The sequence below is a fragment of the Pseudoalteromonas sp. G4 genome (assembly GCF_028875915.1).
Lineage (GTDB): Bacteria > Pseudomonadota > Gammaproteobacteria > Enterobacterales > Alteromonadaceae > Pseudoalteromonas.
This window is the reverse complement of sequence record NZ_JAPEHW010000001.1, coordinates 126,094-147,868: the sequence shown is the minus strand read 5'-3', so window position 1 is coordinate 147,868 and position 21,775 is coordinate 126,094. Positions and strand designations below refer to the sequence as shown.

At 39.1% G+C, this 21,775-nt stretch carries 17 protein-coding genes and 1 pseudogene; 11 read left to right on the top strand and 7 right to left on the bottom strand.

Translation table 11 applies throughout. The annotated features are described in order from the left end of the window. Nucleotides 1-147 precede the first annotated feature (147 nt). Nucleotides 148-1,605 carry a sodium:proton antiporter NhaD gene (nhaD, locus tag ON073_RS00630; RefSeq protein WP_274759925.1) on the top strand — a complete coding sequence of 486 codons (1,458 nt, stop codon included), beginning with the start codon at nucleotides 148-150 and terminating at the stop codon, nucleotides 1,603-1,605. 55 nt (nucleotides 1,606-1,660) lie between these two features. Here nhaD and ON073_RS00625 read toward each other — a convergent pair whose 3' ends face one another. Next, complete coding sequence (locus tag ON073_RS00625; RefSeq protein WP_274759924.1) at nucleotides 1,661-2,557, bottom strand: LysR family transcriptional regulator; 897 nt, start codon at nucleotides 2,555-2,557, stop codon at nucleotides 1,661-1,663. 119 nt (nucleotides 2,558-2,676) lie between these two features. Between ON073_RS00625 and ON073_RS00620 the strand changes: the two genes are divergently transcribed. Then, nucleotides 2,677-3,363: a pirin family protein gene (locus tag ON073_RS00620; RefSeq protein ID WP_274759923.1), complete on the top strand. Its 687-nt coding sequence runs from the start codon at nucleotides 2,677-2,679 to the stop codon at nucleotides 3,361-3,363. Nucleotides 3,364-3,419: 56 nt separating this feature from the next. Here ON073_RS00620 and ON073_RS00615 read toward each other — a convergent pair whose 3' ends face one another. Next, a complete protein-coding gene (locus ON073_RS00615; protein WP_274759922.1) occupies nucleotides 3,420-3,755 on the bottom strand; it encodes a hypothetical protein in 336 nt (111 codons plus the stop codon). A 151-nt stretch (nucleotides 3,756-3,906) separates the two neighbouring features. Continuing rightward, nucleotides 3,907-5,271 (bottom strand): molecular chaperone, encoded by a 1,365-nt coding sequence (yegD, locus tag ON073_RS00610; protein WP_274759921.1) that lies wholly within the window; start codon nucleotides 5,269-5,271, stop codon nucleotides 3,907-3,909. A gap of 388 nt (nucleotides 5,272-5,659) precedes the next feature. Between yegD and ON073_RS00605 the strand changes: the two genes are divergently transcribed. The 3 genes from ON073_RS00605 to ON073_RS00595 all read left to right on the top strand — a co-directional run bounded on the left by ON073_RS00605 (nucleotide 5,660) and on the right by ON073_RS00595 (nucleotide 7,825). Further along, the gene (locus ON073_RS00605) at nucleotides 5,660-6,610 is read left to right on the top strand and encodes an endonuclease/exonuclease/phosphatase family protein (protein WP_274759920.1); all 951 of its coding nucleotides are present in this window, start codon (nucleotides 5,660-5,662) and stop codon (nucleotides 6,608-6,610) included. A gap of 60 nt (nucleotides 6,611-6,670) precedes the next feature. After that, on the top strand, nucleotides 6,671-6,820 hold the full coding sequence (locus tag ON073_RS00600) for a DUF2986 domain-containing protein (RefSeq protein ID WP_274759919.1): 150 nt from the start codon (nucleotides 6,671-6,673) through the stop codon (nucleotides 6,818-6,820). Between the two features lie 327 nt (nucleotides 6,821-7,147). Continuing rightward, on the top strand, nucleotides 7,148-7,825 hold the full coding sequence (locus ON073_RS00595) for a substrate-binding periplasmic protein (RefSeq protein ID WP_274759918.1): 678 nt from the start codon (nucleotides 7,148-7,150) through the stop codon (nucleotides 7,823-7,825). A gap of 35 nt (nucleotides 7,826-7,860) precedes the next feature. Here ON073_RS00595 and dbpA read toward each other — a convergent pair. Beyond that, a pseudogene (gene dbpA / locus ON073_RS00590) lies at nucleotides 7,861-9,130 on the bottom strand (ATP-dependent RNA helicase DbpA). 188 nt (nucleotides 9,131-9,318) lie between these two features. On the opposite strand from dbpA, the gene ON073_RS00585 reads away from it, so the two are divergent. The 3 genes from ON073_RS00585 (at nucleotide 9,319) to ON073_RS00575 (ending at nucleotide 10,805) form a co-directional block, all read left to right on the top strand. After that, a complete protein-coding gene (locus ON073_RS00585; RefSeq protein WP_100915332.1) occupies nucleotides 9,319-9,792 on the top strand; it encodes an NYN domain-containing protein in 474 nt (157 codons plus the stop codon). Between the two features lie 10 nt (nucleotides 9,793-9,802). Beyond that, nucleotides 9,803-10,249: an acyltransferase gene (locus ON073_RS00580; protein ID WP_274759917.1), complete on the top strand. Its 447-nt coding sequence runs from the start codon at nucleotides 9,803-9,805 to the stop codon at nucleotides 10,247-10,249. Between the two features lie 88 nt (nucleotides 10,250-10,337). Next, nucleotides 10,338-10,805 carry a nuclear transport factor 2 family protein gene (locus ON073_RS00575; protein WP_274759916.1) on the top strand — a complete coding sequence of 156 codons (468 nt, stop codon included), beginning with the start codon at nucleotides 10,338-10,340 and terminating at the stop codon, nucleotides 10,803-10,805. A gap of 102 nt (nucleotides 10,806-10,907) precedes the next feature. On the opposite strand, the gene ON073_RS00570 is transcribed toward ON073_RS00575, so the two are convergent. From ON073_RS00570 to ON073_RS00560, 3 genes are all read right to left on the bottom strand, one after another. Then, a complete protein-coding gene (locus tag ON073_RS00570; RefSeq protein WP_274759915.1) occupies nucleotides 10,908-13,718 on the bottom strand; it encodes a bifunctional aconitate hydratase 2/2-methylisocitrate dehydratase in 2,811 nt (936 codons plus the stop codon). 547 nt (nucleotides 13,719-14,265) lie between these two features. Then, on the bottom strand, nucleotides 14,266-15,660 hold the full coding sequence (locus ON073_RS00565) for an insulinase family protein (RefSeq protein ID WP_274759914.1): 1,395 nt from the start codon (nucleotides 15,658-15,660) through the stop codon (nucleotides 14,266-14,268). A 172-nt stretch (nucleotides 15,661-15,832) separates the two neighbouring features. Beyond that, nucleotides 15,833-16,606: a class I SAM-dependent methyltransferase gene (locus ON073_RS00560; protein ID WP_274759913.1), complete on the bottom strand. Its 774-nt coding sequence runs from the start codon at nucleotides 16,604-16,606 to the stop codon at nucleotides 15,833-15,835. 176 nt (nucleotides 16,607-16,782) lie between these two features. Here ON073_RS00560 and ON073_RS00555 point away from each other — a divergent pair, with 176 nt between their 5' ends. From ON073_RS00555 to ON073_RS00545, 3 genes are read left to right on the top strand one after another with little or no spacing between them, the layout of a single operon-like run. Then, nucleotides 16,783-17,508 (top strand): TetR/AcrR family transcriptional regulator, encoded by a 726-nt coding sequence (locus tag ON073_RS00555; protein ID WP_274759912.1) that lies wholly within the window; start codon nucleotides 16,783-16,785, stop codon nucleotides 17,506-17,508. 19 nt (nucleotides 17,509-17,527) lie between these two features. Further along, nucleotides 17,528-18,637 carry an efflux RND transporter periplasmic adaptor subunit gene (locus tag ON073_RS00550; protein WP_274759911.1) on the top strand — a complete coding sequence of 370 codons (1,110 nt, stop codon included), beginning with the start codon at nucleotides 17,528-17,530 and terminating at the stop codon, nucleotides 18,635-18,637. Next, nucleotides 18,637-21,735 carry an efflux RND transporter permease subunit gene (locus ON073_RS00545; protein ID WP_274759910.1) on the top strand — a complete coding sequence of 1,033 codons (3,099 nt, stop codon included), beginning with the start codon at nucleotides 18,637-18,639 and terminating at the stop codon, nucleotides 21,733-21,735. Before ON073_RS00550 ends, ON073_RS00545 begins: the two co-directional genes overlap by 1 nt. Nucleotides 21,736-21,775 lie beyond the last annotated feature (40 nt).

Genomic DNA, 21,775 nt, shown 5'->3' with positions numbered 1-21,775 from the left:
ACCATATTAGCCATTCTTTTGATCTATTTCCGATATTAACCATTATTTTAGCCATTTAGACCTCTGTCTTATGCAATTTGTTAATTTTTTGTGTTACTGTTCGCGCGCTTTTTAACAAACGCTGCAATTTTAATACAAGGCACACCGATGAATAACAAGTTGTATTTATGTCTACTCCTATTCAGCTGCTTGCTGTTTCCTTCTTCATTATTGGCTGCATCGACAGATCTCGGCCAACCGCTTAACTTAACTTCAAGTACTATCGGCTTTATTTGTATTGCCATTTTTGTACTTGCGTACACTTTAGTAATGCTTGAAGAAAAGTTACATATGCGCAAATCTAAACCGGTGTTAGTTGCAGCGGGCTTAATTTGGATTTTAATTGGTAGTTATTATGTCAGTAACGACTTGCCAGCCATTACCGAAGCTGCTTTTAGGCATAATTTGCTCGAATTTGCCGAGCTTATGTTATTCCTCCTGGTTGCGATGACCTATATCAACGCCTTAGAAGAGCGCCGTGTATTTGATGCATTACGTGCTTGGATGGTTCGAAAAGGCTTTAGCTATCCTGCGCTGTTTTGGATCACTGGTTGGTTATCATTTTTCATTTCACCTATCGCCGATAATTTAACTACAGCCCTTCTAATGTGTGCCGTTGTGATGAAAGTTGCCTCTGGCGATAAAAAGTTTATTAACTTATGTTGTATTAATATTGTTGTTGCAGCCAATGCTGGTGGCGCATTCAGTCCGTTCGGAGATATTACAACCTTAATGGTTTGGCAAGCGGGTAAAGTCGAATTTATTGAATTCTTTGCCTTATTCTTACCTGCTGTTGCTAACTACATTGTGCCAGCAGCGATTATGAGTTTCTTCGTTGAACGTAAGCAGCCTGCTGCAGCCCAAGAAGACGTTGAATTAAAGCGTGGAGCCATTCGTATTTTATGTCTATTCCTTCTGACTGTAACAACTGCGGTACTGTGTCACAGCCTACTCCACTTACCACCTGTACTTGGCATGATGATGGGTCTTGGTTACCTTCAGTTCTTTGGTTACTTCCTGAGAATGACCCTACCTGGCTCATTGGCTCGCAAAAAAGCGATGGCAGAAAGTAAAGGTGATCAGAAACGTCTTCAATCACTGGGAAGCGTTGTACCATTTGATGTATTTGCAAAAGTATCGCGAGCAGAATGGGATACATTACTGTTTTTCTACGGGATCGTGGTATGTGTTGGTGGTTTAGGGTTCTTAGGTTACTTAACCTTAATGTCAGAAGCACTCTATGGTGGTATGTCTGCAACTACCGCAAACGTGTTACTGGGCTTAATCTCTGCTGTAATTGATAACATTCCTGTGATGTTTGCAGTTCTGGCAATGTCACCTGAGCTATCACATGGTCAATGGCTGTTAATCACACTTACAGCCGGTGTTGGTGGTAGTTTACTGTCTATTGGCTCTGCGGCAGGCGTTGCTTTAATGGGTCAAGCACGTGGTTACTATACTTTCTTTGGCCACTTAAAATGGGCGCCAGTAATTGCCCTTGGTTATGCGGCAAGTATATTAGTTCACCTTTGGTTAAATGCGGATCTTTTCAGTATTTATACCTAATTTGATTTACATCTAATATTTAAAAGGGAAGCAATTGCTTCCCTTTTTAGTTTTATTAGCATGCTAACTTGTTTTCAAATACCGTTTGTAAAAACGTTAAAAGCGCATTAATTTTGGGTAGATTAACGCGATTTTTTGCATAAAGCGCATACATCATTGAGGGTTCCAGTTGCCAGTTAGGCAGCACCTTAACCAGTTTTCCAGATTCAAGTTCTTTTTGGCACATATAGTTTGGCATTGCAGTAATACCCAAACCATCAATTGTTGCTTGTTTGATCACACTAAAATCATCAACTATCAGTTTTGCTTTAAATGATACATGTTTCTCTTTGTTAGCATTCAAAAGTGTAATGCCTTGGGCACTCACACTGCTACTCATCACCAACCAATTTAACTGATGTAAGTTTTCGAGATTAGGTTCGACATTTAATGACGCTAAATATTTTGGGCTTGTATAAAGGCTACGTGTTGCACACCCCAGCTTTTTAGCAATCAAACTAGAATCGCTCAGTTTGCCTATACGGATCAGCATATCAAAACCGCCTTCGACCATGTCCACACGCTGATTTGTCAAATTAAGTTGTAATTCAACGTCAGGAAATTTTGCCAAAAACCCTGCAATATTGGGTTTTAGAATTTCTTGCCCAATTGACACAGAACACCCAAGTTTAATGGGACCTGAAATAGAATTTCGGGCTTTGTCTGCAACGCCTTTTGCTAACTCTGCTTCATCATAAATCCGCTTACAATGGGCAATATAGGCTCTACCTGCTTCGGTTAATCTTTGAGTACGTGTTGTTCTTTCTAAAAGTGTAACGCCTAACGCATTTTCAAGCTTTGTTACTTTGCGGCTCACATTAGCTTTAGGCATTGCTAAACGCTCAGCAGCCAGTGTGAAACTGCCTGTTTCAACAACAGCCAAAAATACCATCATATCGTTTAGGTCTTGCATAACACATCATTGTTGTTAGTTATGGATTTATGTTAATCAAAAAACTATATTTATTGAACAATAAAAACACCCTAATATTACTTTCATTGGTAAAACACAACTAATTACAGGGAAACACAATGAAAGTACTTACAAGAAACTCACTGCCACTTGGCGGGTTTGCAGGTTTAACAGAGCACCGTTTAGTTACAGATAGTCGATTATTTGGCAATCATAAATCACCAAACACTTTTGAAGGTTTAGGACAATTTGTTTACTTAGCAGATGCAAAGTTTAATCCTTTTGGCGATACCACAATGCATCCACACAAAGAAATTGATGTGATTACTGTTATGTTAGAAGGTGAAGTAACCCATGAAGGCTCTCTTGAGCATGGTAAAAGCTTAAAAGCAGGTGAAACCCAAGTTCAACGTGCAGGTGGTGAAGGCTTTTCACATAATGAGATTAACCCCAATAATTCTCAAAACCGGTTATTACAGATTTGGGCGCTTCCAGAAGAGTTTGGTCGCCCTGCAGAATATAAACATTACAACCCCAAGGAAATCGGTGTAACCCATATTTATGGTGGTGATATAACGCAAAATGACACCTTCGATAGCACAACACATATGCATATTGTAAAGCTTAAAGCGGGGCAAACTTACCATACTGACAGTAAAACAATGGTGTATGTATACCAAGGTGAAATGAAATTAAGCGAAGGGGATGAGCAAATTTTGGCTTTAGATGGCACTCTCGTCAGGGCTGAAAAAATCAGTATTACTGCAATAACGTACAGTGAATGTGTTGTTATTACTCAAAGCTAATTCAAGTAAAAACGAAACAAACAATAAAGCCGCCTTTAAAAGCGGCTTATTGCTATTTAAAAAACCAAAGCCAGCAATGGCATGTTAGAGACAAAGACAATTGCAGAAGTAAGGGTAAACATTCTTAGCTGGTTTGATAATTTCCGCATTGCCGGAAAACAAAGACTTGTGACAAAACAAATAAATGGCAAACCAAATGTCGCAGCTAACACAAATGCAACTTGCTTACTTTTCACATTAAAAGCTGCATGATTTATCGATGCATAGTGGGCTAAGTAAGCATTTACAACAACTAAAATACTGAGCAATAACAGTAAAAGTAAATCTATTTTGCGGCTTGTATGAACAGACATCACAGCCTGTTCTGCCTCTTTATGGATTGAAGATTCCATATGTCATCCTTGAAAAAATTGTTGTTTATTTATCGACCTACTGCATAACTCCTTTAGCAGTAGGTTTTACTATAAACAAAGAAAAGCGCTAATAGCAACCATTGTCAGTGTTAAGGCCAATCACTTGTAACCTTAACAAAGCGCTTTTTAATTATTTATAGAGTTTATGTGCCCATTTTGTAAGACCTGCAGTCACACTGCCAAAATTATCACCATTTAACATTGGGATATCACCAAGGGCATGTTGTAATGCTTTTTTCAAAAATGGTGATTGTGCACTGCCACCGGTTAAGTAGATGATATCAGGGCGTGTACCTGCACTTGTGATAGCATCATTGGCCAAATTTACCATTTGTTTAAGGCTATCATTTATCGCATCGCTTAAATCATTACTAGCGATTGATTGCTTTAAACATGATTCAATAAACGAAAGATCTGCCGTGTGCTCAGTATCTTCAGAAAGCGCAATTTTCGCCAGCTCGCCTTGCCTAACTAGCTGATGAGATTGTTTATTCTCTAATACTTTTATCAGTCTCGCTAACAAATCTGGTTGCTCTACTTCACGTAGCAAGCGAGTTAATTCTCGGTGATTTGCATCACTGTAGAACTCACTTTGTAAATGAATATCGTTTATTTTACAGGCTTGCCAATACAGTGGATGAGGCATTGGCAGCCCAGATTTCATTTGTGTGCCTAAGCCAAACTGTGGCATTAACTTATGAAAAGTAAGGGCAATATCAAGATCATTCCCGCCAATTCGCTTACCACTATGAGAAAGAAAATCGTGCGAACGGTCATGCTTATCACGAAATGATGGCCCCATTTGTACAAATGAACAATCGGATGTACCACCGCCAATATCAACAACAAGTACTTTTTTGTCTTGCTTCAATGACGATTCAAAATCGATACCAGCAGCTAGTGGCTCATATAAAAATTCAACATCTTTAAAACCTGCACGCTTGGCCGCTTTTGTTAAAATTTCAACCGCTTGTTGGTTACTTTCTTCACCACCAACCGCTTGGAAATTAACCGGTCGACCTATTACCGTTTGCAATAATTCACGCCCTAAATGGCTTTCAGCACGCTTTTTTATTGCCATAATCATGGCTGTTGCAATATCTTCAAAAAAGGCAATTTGCTCTGTTTTTAATCCTGTCGCACCAAAAAATGATTTTGGTGATTTGACGTAAAAACCTTCTTCAGGGAATTCTATATATTCTTCTATTGCTTCTTTACCAATGTAAATGCCGCTTTCATGTGAAGCTAAGTCTAAATCAGCACGAATCGCTGGAATGCCGCTTAATAAGCCTTTTCGTGATGCTAGATAATGCTCATGTTCGGCATTTTTCGACAGATTTTTAGCGACATAATCAACAATCAAACTATTGTGCTGCGCGTACAGTGTAGAAGGTAAATAAGGTTTGCCTTGCTCTAAAGGAATTAGCTTAGGTGATGACTCATCCATTACGCCCATGGCGCAGTTTGAACTACCATAATCAAAACCAACAATCATAGAAAACTCCTAAGCAAAAAAAGGTCGCGCAGATTAGCACAGTGGTTTAGGAACTTCTATTTCTTTTAAAAATAAAAGCAGCTTCGCAAGCAAAGCTTGTTCGACTTTGTTTAATAACTAAGCACTTTGATTGCATCAAATCTATCAAGGTAAAACTGGTGAGGAGTTATTTCCTAAAAAAGGAATGTTCATTCTTGGGAAGTAGCCAATTTGACTAAGCGCATAACGATACTGATTCTTTATTTTGCCAGTAGCTTTCAGACGTCATTGATTATACGCATGTGAAAACACCCTAATGCCGCTTCACTACCGCCATACCAAGTCAAAATATCATCATAGCTAATCACCTCCTATACTTATTACACTAACTAAAAGACAAATGAGAAATATGGCTAAAAATCTTCTGATTTTAATGTGGTGTGTTATTGTGCTGCTTGTTTTAGTGTCAAACTCATCGTTTGCATCGGAGCTCTACTGGCTCGATTTGAGCAGTAGTATCACACCCCAGTTGATTATATTTGCCAGCGTAATTTCATTTCTATTACTTTGTTTTAATATTAAATTTGGCTTATTGCTTACGTTTATATCTATTGGTTTGCTATTTACAAAGGTGCCTCTTTTTTCATCTTCAGTAAGCGAAGTTCAGCCTGCTATTAGTGTTTTTCAGCTTAATTTAAATTACTACAATCCAAATATTAATAAAGTCTATCAAACACTTGCAACGAATAGAGCGGAGCTTACCGTGCTGTTTGAAGTAAATGATAGCCACAGAGCCGAGTTTATTAGGTTAAGAGGCAATTACTTTGATTATGGCTCAGCTGAAATAGAGGGGTTTCCGGATGGCATAGGTATTATTTCGAAGTACCCAATACTATCTCGCCAAAAACACCAAATATTTCAAAGCAGTGTACGCGGCGTAATTATTGAACTTATGCTCGCTGTCGGTGATACAAAAGTAAGAGTATTTGCACTTCATCCCCCATCACCAAGAACACAAACGCTGTGGCATAAACGCAATATGATGCTGACACAACTTAAAAATTTATTAGAAAGTGAAGCTGAAGTAAAACACACCATTGTACTTGGCGATTTTAATACAAACCCACATTCAACACATTTTCCTAAAATGACGAAATACAGCAGCTGCTATGATAATTCAGGCCATTATGCTTCATGGGCTCCTTTCAGTTTACCCAATTCATTGTTTTCATTGATTGGAATTACCATTGACCACTGCTTAGTAAGCAATACAGTTAAACTTAACAGCTTTTCTACACTTCCTGTTAACGGGAGTGATCATGCCGCGCTTTTATACAATTTAAGTTTAGCAAGTGAATAATATGATTGCTTTTTAACTTGCTGTGTTAAAATAATCAAAGATAAATTTATTGAGATAATCATGAACCGTCGTAAAAAAATCTACGAAAAGCTCAAGAAGAAAGACAAAAAAGCCAACGAGAAAGTACATAAGAGTAATAAACCAAAATATATATCTAAGGCTGAGCGAGAAAAGTTAGCGTTAGAGCAAAATGCTACTTCTGAAAGTTAAGTATATTATAAAAGGGCTGTAAGCCCTTTTTTTAGTGCCTGTTTCTGTTTACTTAAATCGGCTCATAACCAATCCATAGCATCATTTACAACGTACAACTAATGTAGTTTTGAAACTTTCTTTTTTAAGAATTTATTTCCTAGTTTAAAAACTTAATACAACGTTATATAGTGAAACTTAAAAATGGATTAAATTGTTCTTAAATTTGAAATTATTTATGCGATCACGTACTAAAATTACATAATCGCATTTGCTTAAGGAGTTGCGATTAGTGTGTTTCGGGTTGTTTTAAACTGTGTAGTTTTTCTATTTTTGACCTTTGCAAAGATGTCTTTCGCAGTCGCCAAGCTTAATGTAGTGACTGAAGAATGGCGCCCATTTAATTACACCAACGACAATGGTGAAATTACCGGCATTGCAACTGAACGATTAAAAGCAGTTTTAGACAGCATTAACATCGAATACACCATTTCATCTTACCCTTGGGCGCGTTCGATGATCCTCACATCTAATGATGAAAACACGCTTATTTATACAATACTCCGGACCAAAGACCGCGAAGACAAGTTTCAATGGATTTGCCCGCTGATTGGCCCTGTTAAAGTTCACCTTTACAAATTATCCAAACGAAAAGATATCAATATCAATACCATTGAGGATGCTCGTAATTACGTTACTTCCATTGAAAAAAGTGAAAGTGATCACGAATATCTGTTGTCCAAAGGCTTTATCAATGGTGTTAATTTAGATGTGACAGGCGACCCCTATGCTGGAACACGTAAATTTTTTGCCGAGCGCGTTGATTTAGTGTTGCAAACAGAATGGGAAATGAAAGAAAACCTGCGCCATTTCAAGCGCCCAGCATCTGATGTTGAAAAAATATTTGAAGTTAAAAAACCAAGCGATGCCGAGGGGTGTATGGCATTTGGACTAAAAACAGACAAAGCCCTTGTCGATAAAATAAGAAAAGCTCTCAAAGACTATAACGTAAAGCATGGGTTATAGTGGCGATACTACAAAGTAGATCGCCATACTAAAAATTATTTAGAAACTTTACGTACCCTAAAGCTGCGCCCTTTCATCTTACCTTCGCTAATTGTCTTTACCGCTAAATTTGCTATTTTGCGGGTAACGGCAACATAGGATGCCATTGCAGTTACTTTGATTTTGCCAATCTGATCGCCACTAATTGCGTTATTTGCAGTTAGAGCTCCCAAAATATCGCCCGGGCGAAGTTTTGCTTTTTTACCACCATCAATTTGTAGTGTGATATTAGGTGCGCGTTCAATTGGGTTAGCAAACACATCATCGCTCGGCAAATCAGTGGGCATTGCTTCAATCTTTAAATAGTCTTCAAGGGCATTCACCTTATGTGATTCTTTATAGCTCATAAGTGAACAAGCAATGCCTTTATTACCGGCACGGCCCGTACGACCAATACGGTGAAGATGCACTTCAGGGTCATGGGCAATATGATAGTTAATAACCATATCAACATGGTCGACATCGATACCACGCGCAGCAACGTCTGTTGCAACCAAAATAGTTAAACTCTTGTTAGCAAAGCGCACTAAGGTACGGTCACGATCTTTTTGTTCTAAATCACCGTGTAGCGCTGCGCTATCAAAGCCAAACTGACTTAATTCATCACACACACTTTGGCATTCATTTTTTGTATTACAGAACACCACGGCTGATTTTGGCTGAAACTTAAGTAACAGACGATTAACCGCATCTAAGCGCGCTTCGTTATTTTCAACTTCATAAAAATATTGGCTAATTGAGCTGTGGTCATGTGTTGCTTCAACCACGATTTTTTCAGGATTAACCATCACATGCTGTGCTAACTGCTCGATTTTAGTTGGGTAAGTTGCACTGAAAAGCAAGTTTTGGCGAGCAGCCGGTAAATGCTCAATAATACAGTTAAGAGACTCTTCAAAGCCCATTTCAAGCATTCGGTCGGCTTCATCAAGCACAAAGGTATTCACTTCGTCTAAATTTAAACGGCCTTTTCGTAAATGCTCTTCAATACGCCCTGGTGTGCCCACCACTATGTGCGCACCATGTTCAAGCGAGCCTATTTGTGGCCCCATTGGTGCTCCACCACATAACGCAAGCACTTTAATATTATGAATAGCGCGCGCAAGCTTTCGTATCTCTACTGCTACTTGGTCGGCTAGTTCGCGAGTAGGACACACAACCACTGCTTGAACGCGAAAGCGTTGTTTTACCCGAACCGGTTTTACCCTGCCCAATCACATCTTTACCTGCAAGTATAAGCGGCAAGGTTTGCGCCTGAATATCGGTCATGGATCTATAACCTAAACTGGTTAAGTTTTCCAAAAGTGCTGGCGATAACGCCGTTTGGGAGAAACAAGAAGCTGTAGACAAAGTGATTACTCAAAATTTCAAAAAGCTAATTATACCACAGCATCGCTACCCTGTTACTCTCAATCGATGCTTGCTATAGTAAACAAAACTTAAAACGATGACTTATTTTGAAAAAAATCGCCCTTTTTGTAGATATTCAAAATATTTACTACACAACACGCCAAGCATATCAACGCCAATTTAACTACCGTGAATTATGGCAACAATTATCAAATCAAGGAGAGATTGTGCTCGCCAATGCTTACGCAATTGCACGCCAAGATGACCAACAACATAAATTTCAAAAAGCGCTTAAGCACATTGGCTTTGACGTAAAACTCAAACCTTTTATCCAACGCGCTGATGGCTCAGCAAAAGGTGATTGGGATGTGGGCATTACCATTGATGTTTTAGAGCATGCCCCAAATGTGGATGTAGTGTGTTTACTCTCTGGCGATGGGGATTTCGATTTACTACTGCAAAAAGTTGCAGCTAAACATGGTATAGAAACCTGGGTATATGGGGTTGAAAAATTGACTGCACAGTCTCTCATTTACAGCGCGAGTCGTTTTCAGCCCATTACTAATGGATTGTTACTTTAAATGTCTTGTAATGGCTAGAAAATTATCCCTTAGACAATATGTAAAACGCCGTAATGGTGTACCACTCGGTGCATCAAGTTCTCTCACAAATATGCTCAAAAATGCCCTTGGTGCGAAAAACTTTTCACAATTTTGGCTATATTGGAACCCAATTTGGGGCTATTACTTAGCTACGAAAATTCAAAAACCATTAACGCACTTTTTGCCTCACACTCTCGCACTAATTTTAACGTTTAGTATCAGTGGGCTACTTCATGACTTAGCGGTAAGTTTAATTAAAAAAGACACCTTTTTTGTTTGTACACCTTGGTTTTTTGTGATGAGTTTAGCCGTCATAGTATCGAGTAAATTGAAGGTAGATGTAAGCAAGTATCCATTTTTCATTCGAGCAATTATACATACATCTACTGTGATTATTTGCTATTGGGTAAGTTATTTTGCTTTGCGATTAATGTAACAAAATAATTCTAAGCCTTTATTTTCCTTGGCTTTAAAAAATTAAATCGCTAGATTAGTTGATGTTTATAAAATCAACAGGAATTAAAATGCGCTTACTCTTTATTTGTTTACTCTCATTGTTCACAATACCAAATGTGCTCGCAAACGCAGAGCAACTTGATCTTAAAACATTTGCTACAGACTACTATAAAGCGATGGTTGCTTCTCAAGCACCAAACGCAACAACAAAAGAACTTGAAGCTTATTTGGCTTTTCTTACTGACGATGTGGGTCACTCACACCTACCTTATGTTACCGATGATGCACGTTTGCCTGATGGTAAAGAAGCGATGCGAAAAGGCATGACATTTTATTTAGGTGCACATACTGAATACAATTCAAAACTACTCAATGTATTTGCTTTTAATGATTCAGCTGTCGCAATCCGCTACACCTCGAATGCTAAGGGTATTCACCCACAAAACAATCAAGCGCTTGAGTATTCAAATGTAATGATGGAAGTGCTCGAAATTGAAAATGGAAAAGTAGCGGTTATTCGTAAGTATCACGAATAGATTTTTAACCTATTCAAATCTGTATTTATCAGAATTGTTGTTCATTTAAATAAAAAAGCGCGGTAAGCATAACTTACCGCGCTTTTTCGTTAAATCGGTTTATTAAACCATTTTAACTGGCACTGCTTGCTCAGAACCGTACTTAGTCGTTAGTTCTTCTTCAAGTGGTGTGAACGCAGTTAGGTCAATGCCCTCAACAGCTGCTGTGTACTCAGCCATTGTTGGGAAGCGACCAAGAATAGTTGAAAGAACTACTAATGGTGTTGAACCAAGTAGCGATTCACCTTTCTTCTCAGCAGTATCTGCTACAACACGGCCTTGGAAAAGACGCGTTGATGTAGCAATAACAGTATCACCTGGTTCAGCTTTTTCTTGGTTACCCATACATAAGTTACAGCCTGGGCGTTCTAGATATAAGATGTTTTCGTACTTAGTACGTGCAGCTGTTTTCGGATTTGCATCGTCAAACTCAAAACCTGCGTACTTAGCAAGTACTTCCCAATCACCTTCAGCTTTAAGCTCATCAACAATGTTGTATGTTGGTGGCGCAACAACAAGTGGCGCTTTAAACTCGATTGAACCGTTTTGTTTTTCTAGGTTACGAAGCATTTGTGCGATGATCTGCATGTCACCTTTGTGAACCATACAAGAACCAACGAAACCAAGATCAACTGGCTTGCCATCGTAGAAAGAAACTGGACGAATAACATCGTGCGTGTAACGCTTAGAAACGTCATCGTTGTTTACGTCTGGGTCAGCAATCATTGGCTCAACGATTTCGTCAAGATTAACTACTACTTCTGCGTAGTACTTAGCATTATCATCTGGTGCAAGTGCTGGTTGCTCACCAGACTTAATACCGGCGATACGCTCGTCAGCTAAGTCGATAAGACCTTGAAGTGTCTTCGCTTCGTTTTCCATACCCTTGTTGATCATGATCTGGATACGGCTCTTAGCAAGTTCAATTGACTTGATAAGCGTTTCGTCGTTTGAAATACAGATTGACGCTTTCGCTTTCATTTCTGCAGTCCAGTCAGTGAAAGTGAACGCTTGGTCAGCCATTAGCGTACCAATGTGAACTTCGATGATGCGACCTTGGAACACGTTCTCGCCACCAAATTGCTTAAGCATTTGTGCTTGCGTTGCGTGTACCACGTCACGGAAGTCCATGTGCTTAGCCATTTTACCTTTAAACGTTACTTTAACTGAATCAGGAATTGGCATTGCCGATTCACCTGTTGCTAAAGCAAGTGCTACTGTACCTGAGTCAGCACCGAATGCTACACCTTTAGACATACGCGTGTGTGAGTCACCACCGATGATGATTGCACGGTCGTCCACAGTAATATCATTTAATACTTTGTGGATTACGTCAGTCATTGAGTGATAGATGCCTTTTGGATCACGTGCAGTGATAAGGCCAAACTTGTTCATAAACGCCATTAGTTTAGGAATGTTTGCTTGCGCTTTTGCATCCCAAACTGATGCTGTGTGACAACCAGACTGATAAGCACCATCTACAAGTGGTGAAATCGTTGAAGCAGCCATTGCTTCAAGTTCCTGACATGTCATAGGACCAGTAGTATCTTGCGAACCTACGATGTTAACTTTAACACGTACGTTTGAACCAGCGTGAAGTGGCGTTTCAGATTGAACACCTACTGCATTACGGTTAAAGATTTTCTCAACAGCAGTAAGACCTTGGCCTTCGTGTGAAATCTCTTTTGAAGGAGCGTAAACTGCTGGTGCATCAACGCCTAGTGTTTCTGCTGCTAGCGTTTGAAGTTTCTTACCGAATACAACCGCGTAAGAGCCGCCCGCACGCATAAATTCAACTTTTTGTGGTGTGAAAGCAGAAGATACATCAACTAACTCTTTGTCACCGTTGTATAGTTTCTTCGCTTGGGTATCAATTGTTAACACAGTACCCGTTGCAACTGAGTAAGCTTCTTCTAGTACTGGGTCACCATTTTCATCAGTCACTGTGTTACCATCGGCGTCTACTTTCTTAACCCAGTTTTTAAGGTCAAGACCAATACCACCTGTTACATCTACCGTAGTAAGGAAGATAGGTGCGATACCGTTAGTACCAGCAACTACAGGTGCGATGTTAATAAATGGAACGTAAGGGCTTGCTTGCTCACCCGCCCAAAGTGCTACGTTGTTCACACCAGACATACGTGAAGAACCAACACCCATAGTACCTTTTTCTGCGATAAGCATAACTTTCGCGTTAGGGTGCTTTTCTTTAAGTGCAACGATTTCTTGTTGTGCTTCAGGTGTAATCATACATTGGCCGTGAAGTTCACGGTCAGCACGTGAGTGCGCTTGGTTACCTGGAGAAAGTAAGTCAGTTGAGATATCACCTTCACCTGCAATGTAAGTTACAACTTCAATCTTCTCTGGAATGTTAGGAAGTTTTGTGAAGAACTCAGCGTTTGCGTAACTTTCAAGAATTTCTTTCGCAATCGCATTACCTGCTTTGAATGCGTCTTGTAAGCGAGTTGTATCCGCATCGTATAGGAATACTTGAGTTTTAAGTACATCTGCAGCTTGTTTTGCTACTGCTTCATCGTTACCTAATGCTAGGTCAAGTAGTACTGCAATTGAAGGACCGCCTTTCATGTGTGAAAGCAGTTCAAATGCAAATTCAGCTGATATTTCAGCAACGCTCTCTTCACCAAGAATGATTTCTTTTAAGAATGCTGCCTTTACACCCGCTGCAGGGGTAGTACCTGGTAGCGTGTTGTAAATGAAAAACTTTAATGAATCTTCACGGTGCTCATTTGTTGTATCTTTGATTTGAGCAATGATTTCAGATAGTAGCTCAGCACTATCAATTGGCTTTGGGTTTAAACCAAGGTCTTTTTTACGAACCTCAATTTCTTCCATGTATTCTGTGTACAAACTCATAAAAAACTCTCGACGTGTTTTTGAAAAGATATGAACTAAGTATTTTACATGATTTTTACTCACTCACTAAACTGTCGAGTCTAAAAAACATGAAAAACTCAGTAAATTAATACTAATTGATAACCTTAGTAGTCACTATGATGAAGCAAAGCATCAAACACCCGTTAAGTTATTAATAATAATTACTATTACCAACAAGCTAAATTTTAAAAATCCTGCGTTAAATGCTTTATATATGGGCAATTGATTATATACAGTTGCCTATTTTAAATTGGCTAACTTCACCATATATCTATTTTCAACGATTGTAACATGCTAAGCACAATAGCAAGATTTACCATAACAATACCCATTATAAACACCATTTATAATGTTGCAAATTTTCATAAACAAGGCTAATAATTAATCATCTTGCTTCGAAAAAACGTAAAATTGAATTTAAACACCAATTACCGATAATCGGAAAACTTGAGTTTTAAGCTCTATATCTAACATCACTGCGCTCACACTAGTATTCATTTAGATCATTACGTCATGTTAAAAACGATTATGGAACTTCTAAAAATAGTCCAAATTTTTGGTAAGCTGCGTGATAATATTTAGATTTACTATCGGCTTTAAATTCAGAGCCGGTCACATGAAAAATTTGATACTGATTACTTTTAATATAGCTTGCAAAATTTTCTAAGTCCGATTCAGATACCTCTGTTTTACAATAATCAATCACAATATAATGTTCGTGCTGCCAACTTCGAAGTTGGTTCGAGATATCACCCAGCCAATCCCAGATCTCTTGTCGTTGACCTCGAAAACGCTGATTTAGTGAGTCACACGCTTTAACCTGAGTTGCTCTGAAATCGTTTTGAAAAGATCTAATTGCTTTTAGCACGCGCTTTATAACTTGTTGGCTATTGTTATCTCCTAACGTTGTTAATTGAATATATATATCCATGATCCCAGTATACATATCACCTTGATAAGCTATTGAAAGATTGCTAATCAGTCCAGCTTGTTTCAATGTCTCTGCAACGGAAATATCTAAATAGTGATGGAGCAGTTCTGGCAATAGCGAATTAACTGGGTTTGTCCTTGGTGGGATTTCGAAGCGTATATCTAGTGAAGGCTTACCCTTGCCTTTTGCTACTTTTATGTAATTTCTTTGTTGTGAACTTAGTAATAACGGGACATGTTTACGCGGTAACGAAAATGTCCCCGCCATTTGCTCGCCAAACAGACGCTTAATTTGCCCTTTCAAAACTTCTAATGACGCTGAATGGTATACCACCAATACCATATTTTCAGGAACATAGTATTGTTTATGTAAATCGATATATAGTTGTCTTTTCGCCTCTGAATACTCACCAAAAGATTCATAATTGCCGGTACCAAAAACCGATAAATGATGTGCCGGGTTGATGTTAGCTTGCATCACAGACAGCAACTTGCGCCAATCGCTATTTTTACGATGGAACTCATCATCAACTTCTTGCAAAGATTGTTTGACCCCCTGTGGTGTAAATAATGGGTTAAACAATAAATCATGAAATCGAGTCAAAGCTGCATCAAAATGTTCGGATTCAATTTTAAAGTGATAACGAGTGAGATCAGTGAGTGTTGATGCATTTGCGGTATTAGGTTTAAAGAAGCGTCGCCAATCATCACTATTTGGAAAGTTTCTGCTGCCCAAAAACATTGCATGTTCATGGGCATGGGCCAAACCAGGGTACTCAAAAGGCCCATCAGCTTGACCAAAGACTAAACTTACCGATGCCGCTGACTCTTTCGTTGTCGAATCTGAGATAGCCAGTACTTTTAACTTGTTGTCGAGTTCAAAATAAGCATGTTGCTGTATCAAAACTTCTGATAATAAAATCTTGGCATCAGTTGCGAAATTCAATACAAAAATAAAGATTAAGCTACCAACTCTTATTGCTTTTTTCATTTTGCATCCTTGCATTGCATTAATCACTAAGTAACTAGATTAAGAGTTCACAAATTCGGTTATAAATATAATCATTTACTACAGAAAAAAGTCAAAATAGCGCCGGTAAGTTTATCAATTTTCTCTGCCTTTATCTCATTAGTTTTATTAAATACTCGATTGGTATAAATAGCTAAACAGACTTATGCGCTTTGATCGAATAAAGCATAGGTACTTGCTGACCCTTATGTAACTTTTGATAGCCTTTATTCGTTACCAACTCCAGATCTGCAAAACAGTCATAAGGAGAGTAAGCATGCTCTTCAAATATATCAATCACTAAGCCCACTGAAATTAACGCTGAGATAACTTCACTGACAGAATGTGCCCATGTAACAACCTTGCCCTTAGTACCATCGCAGTTTTCTGTGTACGTGCCTTCTTCTTCAATATCAGGAGTTTCTTTTGGGAAATAAGCATAACCGTCAAGTAAATCATTAAAGCTATGAAACTCCACTAGGTGAAATTCGCCACCAGGCTTTAAGGCATTAGCAACGACTTTTGCCCAATGATTTAAATCAGGTAACCAGCACAATACCCCATAAGAAGTATAAACAAGATCATACGTTTGCTGGTTTTCATTACCAAATTCATATACATCTTGCGCAATAAACTGTGCATCGAAACCCAACTCGTCATTAAGTTCGCGTGCTTTTGTGATCGCTTCGTTAGATAAATCAACACCTGTTACTTTTGCGCCAAGTCGCGCCCAAGAAAGCGAGTCTTGACCAAAGTGACATTGTAAATGTAGTAACTTTTTACCGAATACATCTCCAACTTGCTTGAGTTCAATTGGGTTTAACGAATTTTGATTTTGTTTAAAGTTTGCTACATCGTAGAACTCTGACTCAACATGCACTTTAGTACGCTGATCCCACGTTTCTTTATTTATTTTTATATAGTCCATCTTCATTACTCTTAAATCTTAGGAATATACAAGTGTTATCGAGGTTATGAGCAAGCAACCTGAAACTTGTTTATTAAAACAGCATTACTGCAGCTTGACTTAACTGAAACCGAACGTAGAATATCATTCGAATATCATTCGAACAAGATTACCAAAGAAAATTGTGAGGCATTTGTATGGCACCTGCTCCTAAGTTTAGTGCAGAGAAACAACAAGATTTAATCCTAAAAGCAGCAGAAGAGTGTATTCAGGAAAGCTCTGTTACTGACTTTACCATGGCCAAAATCGCCCGTTTGGCAGGGCTATCTATGGGTTCTGTGTATAAATTTGTACAGAGCAAAGAAGATATTGTATTAGCACTTGCCTATGAATCATTCAATCACGCGTCCGTGGTGTTTAATCAAGTTTTACATTCATCTCTTGCAACCCATGAAAAGATACTGGCAATCAGCTTGATCGCGCCTCGCAAGTTACAGCGTTTTAGCTTTTGTTATGACTTGCAATCATATGCAACAAATGAAGCAGTAATTAAACGCGCATCAACTATGTGGACAGAGAAAATGATTGAAGCAAGTACGCGCTGTGAGCAAGCGTTTAAGCTTGCATTGACTGATGGCATTAATGCTGGTGCACTCAAGCAAGTGCCTAACCTCGGTGAGGTCATTGAAGAAATTATTATTAGTGGCTGGGCAATTACTGTTGGTTATGAGCATGTTCAGCGTATTCAACAAACAAAACAAATCACCGAAAGTACCGAATCTTTTCTAGAGCCTTTGGCGCTAGATCACCCGATTATTCGCAGCTCAATGCGCTTACTCAATAGTTACCCATGGCAAGAACCACTATCTCAAACTTCTTTGCAACGTATTGATACTACGTTGAAAGAGCTAAATTTGCGTTAAACATTACTAAAGGAAAGTTATGAAACTCAAACGCTGGCTAAGTGCCATTATTTTAATCTTCGTCGTCATTCTAGGATTAGGCTTCGTTAAATTTAGCCAAATACAAGCGATGATTGCCTTTGCCGAATCTTTTCCTGAACCATCGGCAAGTGTTAAAAGTACTTATGCGCAATCTGTTGAGCATGTCAAAACGGTTAAAGTAGTTGGTCAAGTTCAAGCCCCAAGTATTTTAACGTTAAGCAACGAATATGCTGGTACTATCACTAACATTGGTTTTAAACCAGGTGACATTGTAGAAAAAGACCAGTTGCTAATTAAATTAGATACTAGCATTGAAGAAGCTAATTTAAGTGCAGCTCGAGCTCGCCTTAAACTTGCAGAGTCGACACTTATACGCGTTGAAAAACTTTTAGCGCAAAAACGTATCAGCCAAGACGAAGTTGATAAAGCTGATGCAAATGTAAGCGTTGCAAAAGCGGAAGTTGCAAACTTAACATCGATCATTAATAAAAAGACAATTAAGGCACCTTTTTCTGGACGCATTGGCTTAAATCAATATCAAGTTGGTCAGCTGCTAGATGTGAATAGTCAAATTTCAACGCTTGTTGGTTTAGATGCTAACATTTGGGTGGATTTTTCAGTACCGCAAACCCTACCCCGTTTAAACATCGGTGATACGGTAGAAATTGCTTTAATAAAACAAACCGCTCAAGGTAATAAACTCAGCGCAAAAATTATTGCAACGGCACCCAATATCGACATCAATTCTCGCCAACAAAGTTATCGTGCTGAATTGAGTAACAAGAATAGCAGTTTATATCATAATCAAATTGTTAGTGTTTTTGTGCCGATTGAAGCCATAAGCGCAGTATCTGTGCCAACCAATGCGGTAACACGCAATCACTTTGGTGATTTTGTTTATAGACTCGAAAAAGATGAACAACAAAATTGGCGTGCTAAGCCAATTAAAGTTGTACTTGGCGATAAAAATGCGGATCAACAGTTAATTTTAAGTGGCTTAAACGCAGGTGAATTTATTGCCAGCGAAGGCGCCTTTAAATTAAAAGAAAACTTATTGGTTTATACAACAGAAACTGCGCAAGATAGCTCAAATACTGGGGGCTTGTAATGAGTGCATTACATGAAAATAAGCCATCCTTTATGGATATCTTTGTTAACCGCCCGGTATTGGCCATTGTACTCTCTGTACTAATTGTATTAGCGGGCATTAATGCGGCACAAAAAATTTCTGTCCAGCAATACCCTAAAATAGAAAGTGCGTCGCTTGTGATAAATACCGTTTATACCGGTGCTGCTGCCGATGTTGTTAAAGGCTACGTTACAGAGCCTATCGAACGCGTAACTTCAACAGTACCTGGGGTAGATTACGTTGATTCAATCACCACAGCTGGTCTTAGCAAGGTAACTGCTTGGTTAGAATTAAATCACAACACCACTGACGCATTAGCGGAGCTCACAACTAAGCTAAATCAAATTAAATTTGAGTTACCCACTGGCGCGGAAGATCCATCAATTCAAATTGTCCGTGCTGATAGTCCGTATGCCGTTTTTTACCTGGACGTACAATCGCAAGACTTACCCCGCAGTGAAGTAAGTGATTATTTAACTCGTAACATTGTGCCGCAAATGAGCGATATTCCAGGCGTTCAGAAAGTAACGCTAGAAGGTGGCCGCGACCCAGCAATGCGTATTTGGTTAGATACTGACAAACTTGCAGTTTATAACATAAGTGCCGTGGATGTATTTCAAGCACTGCAAGCAAATAACACTATTGCCACACTTGGCTATAGTGAAAATAGTCGTCAGCGCATTGATTTAATGGCCAATACATCGCTTAAAAGCATTGCTGATTTTGAAAATTTAGTGATCAAGGAAAGTGATGGAGTCCAACTTCGTTTAGGCACCGTTGCCAAAATTGAAATTGGCGAAGCTGAAGGTATGGTTACTGCCCGTTTAGATGATCACGACACGGTGTTTTTAGCTGTATGGGCATTACCAGGTGCAAATGAAATTGTTATTGGTGATGCACTTTACGAAAAACTTGATCAAATAAATGATGTTTTACCGAATGGTTTACACATTGAAATTGGTTACGATGGTACCTTGTACATGCGTGATTCAATTAAAGAGATTTTTACCACGCTCGGCGAAACCGTTTTACTTGTAGGGATTGTAGTACTTGCCATGATGGGCTCGTTTAGAACCGCTATGGTGCCACTTATCACGATTCCAATTTCTATATTAGGCGCCATTGCCGTAATTTACATGATGGGCTTTTCACTTAATCTGCTTACAATACTCGCGATAGTACTTTCCGTCGGTTTAGTAGTAGATGACGCCATTGTTGTAGTAGAAAACGTCGCCCGTCATATGCGCGAAGGTCGCCCTCGTTGGCAAGCAGCACTTATCAGTTCGCGCCAATTATTAGTACCAGTAATTGCGATGACGCTTACGTTGGCAGCAGTTTATGCACCGATTGGTTTTCTTACTGGTCTAACGGGTTTCTTGTTTCGCGAATTCGCTTTCACGCTCGCCATTGCAGTATTAATATCAGGCGTTGTTGCCGTGACCTTGTCGCCAATTATGAGTGCATGGGTCAATGCAGAAGGTGGTAAAGAAGGTAAATTAACACAAAAAGTGAATGGCTACTTTGACCGTTTACAAGCGTTCTATTTTAATGCACTTGATAAGCTATTTGCACTTCGCCCTCAGGTATTCTTTGTGGCAATTGTGTTTTCAATTTTATCAGCGCCATTTTATTTATTGTCACAAAAAGAGCTCGCGCCGATTGAAGACCAAAGCAGTATTCAAGTCGTGGTTGAAGCACCGCCTGAATCATCTCAAGAATATACTGCAACTAAAATGAACGACACAGCTGTGGTTATGAATGCAACGGAAGGCGGTAAATTTACCTGGCAAATTATTACTGCGGCTGCAGGTTTCGGTGGGGTTGAACTTGCACCATACGAAGAACGCGAAAACTCCGTACATGATTTGCTGTTTGATTTATACGCAAGGCTTGGTAGTGTCACCGGTTTAAGTTTGTTCCCTATTTTACCTGCGTCACTGCCTACCGCAGGGCAATTTGATGTTGAAGTAGTATTACGTGCAAACGACAAACCTGAGGTAATGAAAGAGTACGCTGATCAAATCATTGCTAAAGCCAATGAAAGTGGCAGCTTTATGTTTGTAAACACCGATTTAAAAATCGATTTACCACAGGCAGAGCTTGAAATTGACCGTGAGTTAATTGCCGATTTAGGGCTTAACCTAAAGTCAGTAAACGATCAGCTCAGTATTTTAATGTCCAATAACTTTGTAAATTACTTCAACAAAGACGGTAAAGCATACCGCGTTATCCCAATTGTTGGCGCAAACGAACGTTATAATCCTGAAAACATTCTCGACATGAAAATACGTACAGGCAGTGGTGAACTTATTCCTGTATCTTCCTTTGCGACACTGCGTACTTTCACAAGCCCGCGTGTACTTGGTTCATTTAACCAACAAAGTTCATTTAGAATTTTAGCTGGTGTATTACCACACATCACAAAAGAGCAAGGTTTAAGTACGATTGAGCAAATTGCTGCGGACGTTTTACCAAAACATTATTCTATTGATTATGCCGGTGAATCACGTCAGCTGCGCAAAGAAGGTAATACCATGGTTGGTGTGTTACTTGTTTCAATGATAGTGGTGTATTTCTTATTAACGATTCAATTTAATAGTTTCCGCGATCCACTTGTGGTGCTTTTAGGCTGTGCGCCCCTTGCTCTTGCAGGCGCATTAATGCTGCCATTTTTATCGCTAACAACCGTTAATATTTATAGCCAAATTGGCCTTATTACCCTAATTGGATTGATTGCTAAAAACGGTATTCTTATTGTTGAATTTGCTAATCATTTACAGCTTGAAGGTAAATCTAAGCTAGACGCAGTAAAAGGCGCTGCAGCAACGCGACTACGCCCAATACTAATGACAACGGGAGCCACCGTTTTAGGTCATTTCCCACTGGTATTAGTGACAGGTGCTGGTGCAGAAGCCCGTAACAGTATTGGTATTATCTTAGTCGCGGGGATGTTAATTGGTACCTTTTTCACCTTAATTGTTTTGCCGTTACTTTATGAAAAGTTAGCAAAAGATCACCGTGGTGAAATGGAATCTGAAGAAGCACTCGCACACACTCAATTTAAAACGAGCCTTTAAAGCAAAAGCCAGTCAATCAATCTGACTGGCTTTTTAACAA

Coding starts and splice junctions, on each gene's coding strand:
- nhaD (WP_274759925.1), top strand. CDS start 148: ATGAATAACAAGTTGTATTTATGTCTACTCCTATTCAGCTGCTTGCTG.
- ON073_RS00625 (WP_274759924.1), bottom strand. CDS start 2,557: ATGCAAGACCTAAACGATATGATGGTATTTTTGGCTGTTGTTGAAACA.
- ON073_RS00620 (WP_274759923.1), top strand. CDS start 2,677: ATGAAAGTACTTACAAGAAACTCACTGCCACTTGGCGGGTTTGCAGGT.
- ON073_RS00615 (WP_274759922.1), bottom strand. CDS start 3,755: ATGGAATCTTCAATCCATAAAGAGGCAGAACAGGCTGTGATGTCTGTT.
- yegD (WP_274759921.1), bottom strand. CDS start 5,271: ATGATTGTTGGTTTTGATTATGGTAGTTCAAACTGCGCCATGGGCGTA.
- ON073_RS00605 (WP_274759920.1), top strand. CDS start 5,660: ATGGCTAAAAATCTTCTGATTTTAATGTGGTGTGTTATTGTGCTGCTT.
- ON073_RS00600 (WP_274759919.1), top strand. CDS start 6,671: ATGAACCGTCGTAAAAAAATCTACGAAAAGCTCAAGAAGAAAGACAAA.
- ON073_RS00595 (WP_274759918.1), top strand. CDS start 7,148: ATGTCTTTCGCAGTCGCCAAGCTTAATGTAGTGACTGAAGAATGGCGC.
- ON073_RS00580 (WP_274759917.1), top strand. CDS start 9,803: ATGGCTAGAAAATTATCCCTTAGACAATATGTAAAACGCCGTAATGGT.
- ON073_RS00575 (WP_274759916.1), top strand. CDS start 10,338: ATGCGCTTACTCTTTATTTGTTTACTCTCATTGTTCACAATACCAAAT.
- ON073_RS00570 (WP_274759915.1), bottom strand. CDS start 13,718: ATGAGTTTGTACACAGAATACATGGAAGAAATTGAGGTTCGTAAAAAA.
- ON073_RS00565 (WP_274759914.1), bottom strand. CDS start 15,660: ATGAAAAAAGCAATAAGAGTTGGTAGCTTAATCTTTATTTTTGTATTG.
- ON073_RS00560 (WP_274759913.1), bottom strand. CDS start 16,606: ATGGACTATATAAAAATAAATAAAGAAACGTGGGATCAGCGTACTAAA.
- ON073_RS00555 (WP_274759912.1), top strand. CDS start 16,783: ATGGCACCTGCTCCTAAGTTTAGTGCAGAGAAACAACAAGATTTAATC.
- ON073_RS00550 (WP_274759911.1), top strand. CDS start 17,528: ATGAAACTCAAACGCTGGCTAAGTGCCATTATTTTAATCTTCGTCGTC.
- ON073_RS00545 (WP_274759910.1), top strand. CDS start 18,637: ATGAGTGCATTACATGAAAATAAGCCATCCTTTATGGATATCTTTGTT.